A 7,820-nucleotide genomic window follows, 5' to 3' on the forward strand; every position below is an offset into this window, starting at 1 on the left:
ACACTCCCTGTCGGTGACGGCGGTGGACAAGGCGGGCAACCCTAGTGAGGCCGGGCCGCGAAGGTACGAGTTCGAGGTCGCCGGTGCGCAGGTCAGCGGCCAGTGGTTCCTGGACGAGGGAACCGGGACAACGGCCGCCGCACACACCGGCGACGGTGAGACGGTCACCAAGGCGCTGACGCTGGACACGACCCTGATCGAGTGGGTCTACGGCCCGGGTGGTGCGGGCGACCGCGCTCTGAAGTTCTCGACCCTCGACTCGGCGCACACCTCTGGGAATGTCGTGACCACGGGTGGGACGTTCAGCGTGGGCGCGTTCGTGAAGCTGAACGACCTGACGGCGACCGGGACGGCGGTCTCTCAGGACGGGGCGAACACGTCCGGGTTCGAGCTCGGGGTCCGCACGAGCGGGTGTCCCGGTTCGCGCACGATCTGCTGGGCGTTCTCCCGCAAGACGACCGACACGGTCGGCGCCACGGTGGTCACCGCCACGTCGGAGGTCGCCGTCACGGCCGGTGACTGGTTCTACCTGGTGGGGCAGTACAACAAGGCCGCGCAGAAGATGCAGCTGTGGGTCTGCCGGGCCGACGTCGCCGGGGTCGACCCGAAGAGCACGGGGATGCTCGACGTGTCCGACTCGTACACGCCGTGGGTGGCCAGTGGGGACTTCCGGGTCGGCACCGCGTTCGGTGACGGCGGGTTGACCAGGCGGTGGCGGGGCGCGGTGGGTGCGGTCCGCACCTACAGCGGCGGGTTCCTGGGTGCGGACGAGGTCGCCGCCGACTGCGGGTACAAGGTCCCGTGACCGGGCACGCGGTGCGTCGCGTGACGGCGGCGTCGTTCAAGGCAGATGGCTGGGTGCGGTTGCGACCGGTGGTGGTGTCGGGCGTGGTGGCGGCGCTGGTCGTGGCGGGCCTGACCCCGGCCGCAGCCGCGGATGACACCCTCAGCCCCCAGGAGCTGCACGAGCTGTCGTTGGAGGGCATGCCGGCGGTCCCCGACGAGACGGTCGCCCTCGACCCCGATGCCGCGTTCGAGGTGGCCGCGACCGAGACGATGACGGACTTCGTGCCGCAGGACCCGGTGTGGCCGCAGGTAGCCACCGGCGCCGGGCAGCTCGCGGCGGCCCGGTTGTCGAGCCTGGTCGGTGCGCTCGAGGACGCGGGGGTTTCGGGCCCGCAGGAGATCGAGGTGCTCGACGAGGCGGGGGACCGGGTGCCGGTCGAGGTCGATGTCCTGGACCAGGACACGGCACGGCAGGCGGGTGTCACGGGCCTGGTGTTCGCTCTGACACCTCAGTCGACCCGCGCCGCCGCCCGCGCACGGGCCCTTGACGCAGCCGCAGCAGACGAGAGCTCGCCGACGAGTTCGCTGGTGGAGGTGAGTGTCGACTACTCGGGGTTCGCGGGTGCGTTCGGTGGGGACTGGTCCTCGAGGCTGGTCCTGGTGACGTTGCCGGTGTGTGCCCTGAGCACCCCCGAGGAGCAGGAGTGCACGCGGCGCACGGTGCTGGACTCCGCGAACGACGAGCAGGCCCAGCAGGTCAGCGCCCAGGTGTCGGTCAGCGACCAGATGGTGGTCGCGCTGACGGCGGGCGATTCGGGTCCGGCGGGCGACTGGGCGGCGACGCCGTTGAGCCCGTCCTCGTCGTGGGGGGTCTCCACGCAGACGGGTGACTTCACGTGGTCCTACCCGTTGCAGGTCCCGCCGGCCAACGGTGGGCCGGCCCCGGCGCTGGGTCTGTCGTATGCGTCGGGTCAGGTCGACGGGCGGGTGTCCACGACGAACAACCAGACCTCGTGGGTGGGGGAGGGTTGGTCGCTGGGTGAGTCGTTCATCGAGCGCAAGTACGTGACGTGCGAGGACGACATCACGACCGGGTCGAACAACGCCGGGCACAAGACGGCTGACCTGTGCTGGGGCGGTGACAACGCGACGATGTCGTTCGCCGGTCACTCCGGTCAGCTGGTGCAGGTGGGGTCGAGCGGCCTGTGGCGGCTCAAGGACGATGACGGGACCCGGATCGAGCACCTGACCGGCGGCCCGTCGGGTGTGGACGACGACGGTGAGTTCTGGCGGGTCACCACGGGCGACGGCACGCAGTACTTCTTCGGTCGTGGCAAGCGCACCGCGGACGGTCTGGCGTTGGGGTCGGTGTGGTCGGTGCCGGTGTTCGGCAACGACGTCGACGAGGCCTGCCATCAGGCGGCTTTCGCGGACTCGTGGTGCCAGCAGGCGTGGCGGTGGAACCTGGACTACGTGCTGGACACGTCGGGGAACACGATGACGTACCGGTACCTGCGGGAGTCGAACAGCTACGGGCTGAACAACAACACGTCGGTGGTCTCCTACACGGCGGGCGGCTACCTGCAGCGCATCGAGTACGGGCAGCGCACGGGTGGCGAGGCGGTGGACAACGCCTCGCAGCGGGTGCTGTTCGAGGTCGCCGAGCGGTGCCTGCCGACCGAGGACTTCGACTGCGCTCCGGGCAAGCTGACCGCGGTGAACGCGGGCAAGTGGCCCGATGTGCCGTTCGACCAGATCTGCACCTCGGCCACGACCTGCCCGGACACGACCTCGCCGGTGTTCTTCTCCCGCAAGCGGTTGACGGCGGTCACGACCCAGGTCCTGACCTCGGGTGGTTTCCAGGACGTGGACTCCTGGCAGCTGTCGCAGACCTACCCCGACCCGGGTGACGGGTACGGGCCGGCGTTGTGGCTGAACGCGATCTGGCGCACCGGCAAGGTCGGCACCGCGATCACCCTGCCGAAGACGACGTTCACGGGCCACCAGATGGCGGGCCGGGTGGCCGGCCAGCCCGCCGGGTACGCGGCGATGAACCGGTACCGGATCGACAACGTCCGCCTGGAGACCGGTGGCGTCATCGACGTGAAGTACACGAGCCCGTGCACGAGCATCCCGGCCGCACCGCAGTCCGCGGCGGGCCGGTGCATGCCGGTGAAGTGGACCCCGCCCGGCGTCCTCGACCCGATCCTGGAGTACTTCAACAAGTACCAGGTCGCCTCGGTGACGGCTGACCCGGTCGATGACGCGTCGGCGAAGGTCGTGACGACCTACACCTACAAGGGTGACGCGGCCTGGCACTACGACGACACACCGCTGGTCCCCGAGGACCAGCGCACGTGGGGGCAGTGGCGCGGGTACGGCACCGTCGCGGTGACCACCGGTGCGGCCACCGGGACCCGGTCCTACGTGGAGTACTCCTACCTGCGGGGGATGAACGGTGACCACCTGCCGTCCGGGACCCGGTACTGGTGCTTCACGGGCTCGTCCACCAGCGCCTGCCCCGCGGGGAGCGCCGACGAGGACCGGTTCAACGGGTTCCTGCGCGAGCAGCGCACCTACGACGGCCCGGGTGGGTCACTGCTGAGCTCCCAGACCAACACCCCCTGGCAGTCCCCGGCCACCGCGACCGACACCCGCGCAGTGGCCCACCTGCTCGGCACCGCCCTCACCCAGACCAGCACGACCGCCGCGGCCGCCCCCGGCGGCAAGCTCGAGACGTCGGTCGAGACGAGTTACGACGACACGTACGGCACCGTGTCCCGGGTGGTCGACCGTGGGGACAGCGCCATCGAGGGTGACGAGACCTGCACGCAGGTGACCTACGCGCGCAACCCCGTCAAGGGGTTCATCTCGACGGTCGCGACCAGCACCACCTACGGGCAGCGCAGCTGCGAGACAGCCACCAACGCCGACCTGGTCGCTGCTACCAAGACCGAGTACGACGGCGGGGCCGTCAATGACGCCCCGACGTTGGGGCGTGTCACCCGGGTGCTCACCGCGACCAGGCTCGACGGGTCGGCCCCGCACTGGACCTCGGCGAGCTCCACCTACGACACCCAGGGTCGGGTCACGTCCGTGACGGACGCGCTGGGCCGCACTACCACCACCAACTACACCCCTTCGTCCGGAGGGCCGGTCACCGGCACCAGCGTGACGAGCCCCGACCCGGACGGCGACGGCCCGATCGGGGCGTCGACCACGGTCACGGTCGTCAAGCCCGAGTGGGGTCAGCCCGCGAAGATCACCGACCCGAACGGCAAGGTCACCAAGCTCGGCCGCGACTCCCTCGGCCGGATCACCAAGGTCTGGCTGCCCGGCCGTGACGGTGACACGCAGACCGCGAGCATCAAGTACACGTACACCGTCTCGGCGACCGGCTGGTCGGGCACCTTGACCGAGACCCTCGGCGCGGACGGCACGACCTACCTGCCGTCGACTTCGATCATCGATGGCCTCGGTCGCGACCGGCAGGCGCAGGACTACGGCAAGATCACCGGCAAGACCCAGCGTGTCGTCACGGACACCACCTACGACGCGCGTGGCCTGGTCAAGGTCGCCAGCAGCGCGTGGCCCACCGGTGGGGACCCGGCGATCGAGGTCCTGACCACAGCGGACGGGACGTTCCCTGCCGCGGACACATACGTCTACGACGGGGCCGGCCGGCAGACCGCGGACGTCTTCAAGGTCAGCGGTGTGGAGAAGTGGCGCACCACCACCACCTACGGCGGGGACCGCACCACCCTCACACCGCCCGCCGGTGGCACCGCCACGACGAGCGTCGCCGACGCCCGCGGTCGCACGACCTCGTTGGCCGAGTACGCCGGGTCGAGCCCGACGGGCAACCCGTACGCGACCACCACCTACTCCTACGACGTGGTCGGGAACCTCACCAAGAGCACCGACACCCAGGGCAACCAGTGGTCCTACGTGTACGACCTGGCCGGGCACCAGACCAGCTCCACCGACCCCGACAAGGGCACCACGACCTCGGTGTACGACGACGCCGGCCAACTCACCTCGACCACCGACGCCACGGGGCAGACCCTGCTCTACGAGTACGACCAGCTGGGCCGCAAGACCGCTGTGCGGGACGGTGCCGACCAGAGCCTGCGCGCGAGCTGGGTCTACGACCAGATCGACGCGACGAGCCTGGTCAAGGGGCAGCTGGCCAGGTCGGTCCGGTACGACACGAGCGGGACCTACACCACCAGCTTCACCGGGTACAACGACCAGTACGCCCCGACCGGGATCAAGCTCACCTCGACGAACCCGGACCTGTCGGGGACCTGGAGCACGAAGTACACCTACGAGCCGAACGGCCAGCTCGAGTCGATCAGCCTGCCCGCGGTCGGGGACCTGTCCGCCGAGACGGTGGGCCTGACCTACGACGACAAGTCCCAACCCACGATCCTGGCCGGGCGGCACACCTACGTCGCGGCCGCGACCTACCTGAGCGACGGGCGCCTGAACGCGATCGCGCTGGGCTCCTCGGGAAGCACTCTGCACGACATCGCCTACACCTACCAGGCCGGTACCAAGCGACTGGCGTCCACCGACGTGAACCTGCGCCCGACCGACACCGGTGACTTCACCACCACCTACACCTACGACAACGCCGGCAACCTGACCGGCGCGAGCGACGCCATGACCGGCAAGGCACTGGACGCCCAGTGCTACACCTACGACGGGCTGCGCCGCCTGACCCAGGCGTGGACCCCCGCCGGCGGGGACTGCACCGCGACCCGCACGGTGGCGGCCCTGGGCGGGCCCGCCCCGTACTGGAGCACCTACCAGTACGACACCCTCGGCAACCGCACCCGCGAGATCGAGCACGCCACCACCGGCAACACCACCCGCGACTACGACTACACCAACACCGCCGCCGCCCCCGGGCCCCACCAAGCCGGCACCATCACCGAGACCAGCATCAACGGTACCGAGACCACGGTCTCGACCTCGAAGTACACCTACGACGCCACCGGGAACACGACCAAACGCAACCGCGCCGGCTACACCAACCACACCCTGACCTGGGACAGCGAAGGACACCTGGACACCCTGACCCGCGGCGCCGCGACCTACAGCTACGTCTACGACGCCGACGGGAACCGCCTGGCACGCACCCAAGACGGCGCCACGACCCTCTACCTGCCCGGTGGTCAAGAGCTCACCGCGAGCGCCGCCGGGCGCACCGCGATCCGCTACTACACCTTCGCCGGGCAGACCATCGCCACCCGCACCACCAACGAACGCACCGGCATCACCACCCTGGTCACCGACCCGCACAACAGCGCCACCGCGGCCATCAACCACTCCACACTGACCGTCACCCGCAAGCGCACCGACCCCTTCGGCAACACCCGCGGCACCACACCCACCTGGCCCGGCGACCACGGCTTCCTCGACAAGCCCACCGACACCAACGGCCTCACCCACATCGGCGCCCGCGAATACGACCCCACCACCGGCCGATTCATCAGCGTCGACCCCATCCTCGACCTCACCGACCCACAACAATGGAACGGCTACACCTACGCCGACAACAACCCCACCACCTACTGCGACCCCACCGGCCTGTCCCCGATGCTGGTCGCACCGCGGCCCGACACCGACCAGCCCGTCAACAACCGCAACACCAACACAGCACTAGGAACGAACAGCGGGGGCGGTGGGCCCAGCATCGCCTTCAGGATCGGCGGCCCCGCGGGTGAGTACGCGTGGAACTACTACATGACCGACGGGAACGGTCAGAACATCCTCGTCAACGCAGCCCAGTCGTACGGGACGGGGGTCGCGAACTTCGGCATCGACCTCATCAACCTCGCGATGGGTGGGTCTCTCCAGACCAGGCGGTACAAGCTGCTGCCGAACATCGCCGAGCCGAACTCGCAAGACGACATCTACGCGTGGTGCGGACCGATCGGGTCCTGGTTCGGCCCGCAGCTCCTGATCGGCGGCGAGTTCGGGACCGCCGCCAAAGGCAGCGCGGCGCTGATCGATGTCGGCGCGGGAGCGGGGGCACGCACCGCCACCGCGGGCATCGGCGCAAACACCGCGGGCGCAGGTAGTCGAGTCGTCGTGGGCAAGGTTGTTGACCTGACCGCCGAGGGCGCGATTGGGCCCGGCGAGCGCACGCTCCTGAGTCAGTTGCCAAACCTGGGGTCCCCCAGGGCCAACTGGGCTCAGAACTCAGGAGTCTTGCGGCAGGCGATGCACCGTGGCATGCCAATTCGCGATGCCTCCGTCGACCGTGCTACGGGCGCCTTGAGAGACAACACCGGCTTCCTGCGCGCCGAACGGAACCTCCTTGAGAGTCGAGGGTGGACGTACGATCCGAAGACCACACTGTGGTCTCCAGGTTCGTGAGGGGCGATATGGTCGAGTTGCCTACGACAGAGCCCGGGCCTGAACGGGGCGTGCTCGGGTTCGCGAGCGCCGTGACCGAGGCGTTCGGCTTCTTGCTCGCGCGAGGCTTCGCACTAGCGGAGTTGAGCGATACGGTCGCTCGCTACGAGAGCAGTCGTCGCCTGGTGCAGGTCTTCCACGGTCGGGCGTCCTACGAACTTGGCGTCGATCTCGGCCGGTGGATCGAGGTAGACGGCGTCAGGTGCGAGCAAGTCTTTCCTTTGCGTGACGTGATCGCACTTCGCCGCGCGCCCGCAGAGGCCGGACTTGGTGGCACGACAGCGACGACTTCTGGTGCGGTGCGGAGGTTCCTCGGGCTGCTTGGGAGCCTGACCAGGGAGTTCGCCGAACCCATGCTCATCGAGGGTGACGAGTGGTTTGAGTTGCTCAGTGAGTTGAACGCCGATCGAAGCAGCTCCGGGCAACAGACCCTACGAGCGTCACGTCTGCGCGAGCGAGCAGACTCGGCGTGGCGGCGAGGAGACTTCGGCGCGGTAGTGATCGCATATAGCGAGATCGAGGGCGAGTTGCGTTCGGTGACGTTGCGGCCTTCTGAGCGCGGCCGGCTCGAGTACGCCCGCCGGGCCGTCGACGGCCCACCTGGGACT

General features: G+C 69.2%; 3 protein-coding genes. All 3 read left to right on the forward strand.

Features of this window, described 5'->3' with window-relative positions; translation table 11 throughout:
* Positions 1-805 (forward strand): LamG-like jellyroll fold domain-containing protein (locus CCO02nite_RS15485; protein WP_146844079.1); only part of this gene is annotated, 805 nt, incomplete at its 5' end.
* A complete protein-coding gene (locus tag CCO02nite_RS15490; protein WP_146844080.1) occupies positions 802-7,173 on the forward strand; it encodes an RHS repeat-associated core domain-containing protein in 6,372 nt (2,123 codons plus the stop codon). The genes CCO02nite_RS15485 and CCO02nite_RS15490, both read left to right, overlap by 4 nt.
* Positions 7,174-7,244: 71 nt before the next feature.
* Positions 7,245-7,820: hypothetical protein (locus tag CCO02nite_RS15495; RefSeq protein WP_146844081.1), on the forward strand; the 576-nt coding region annotated here is incomplete at its 3' end.

It is taken from the genome of Cellulomonas composti (genome assembly GCF_007990245.1).
In the GTDB taxonomy this organism is placed as follows: domain Bacteria; phylum Actinomycetota; class Actinomycetes; order Actinomycetales; family Cellulomonadaceae; genus Cellulomonas; species Cellulomonas composti.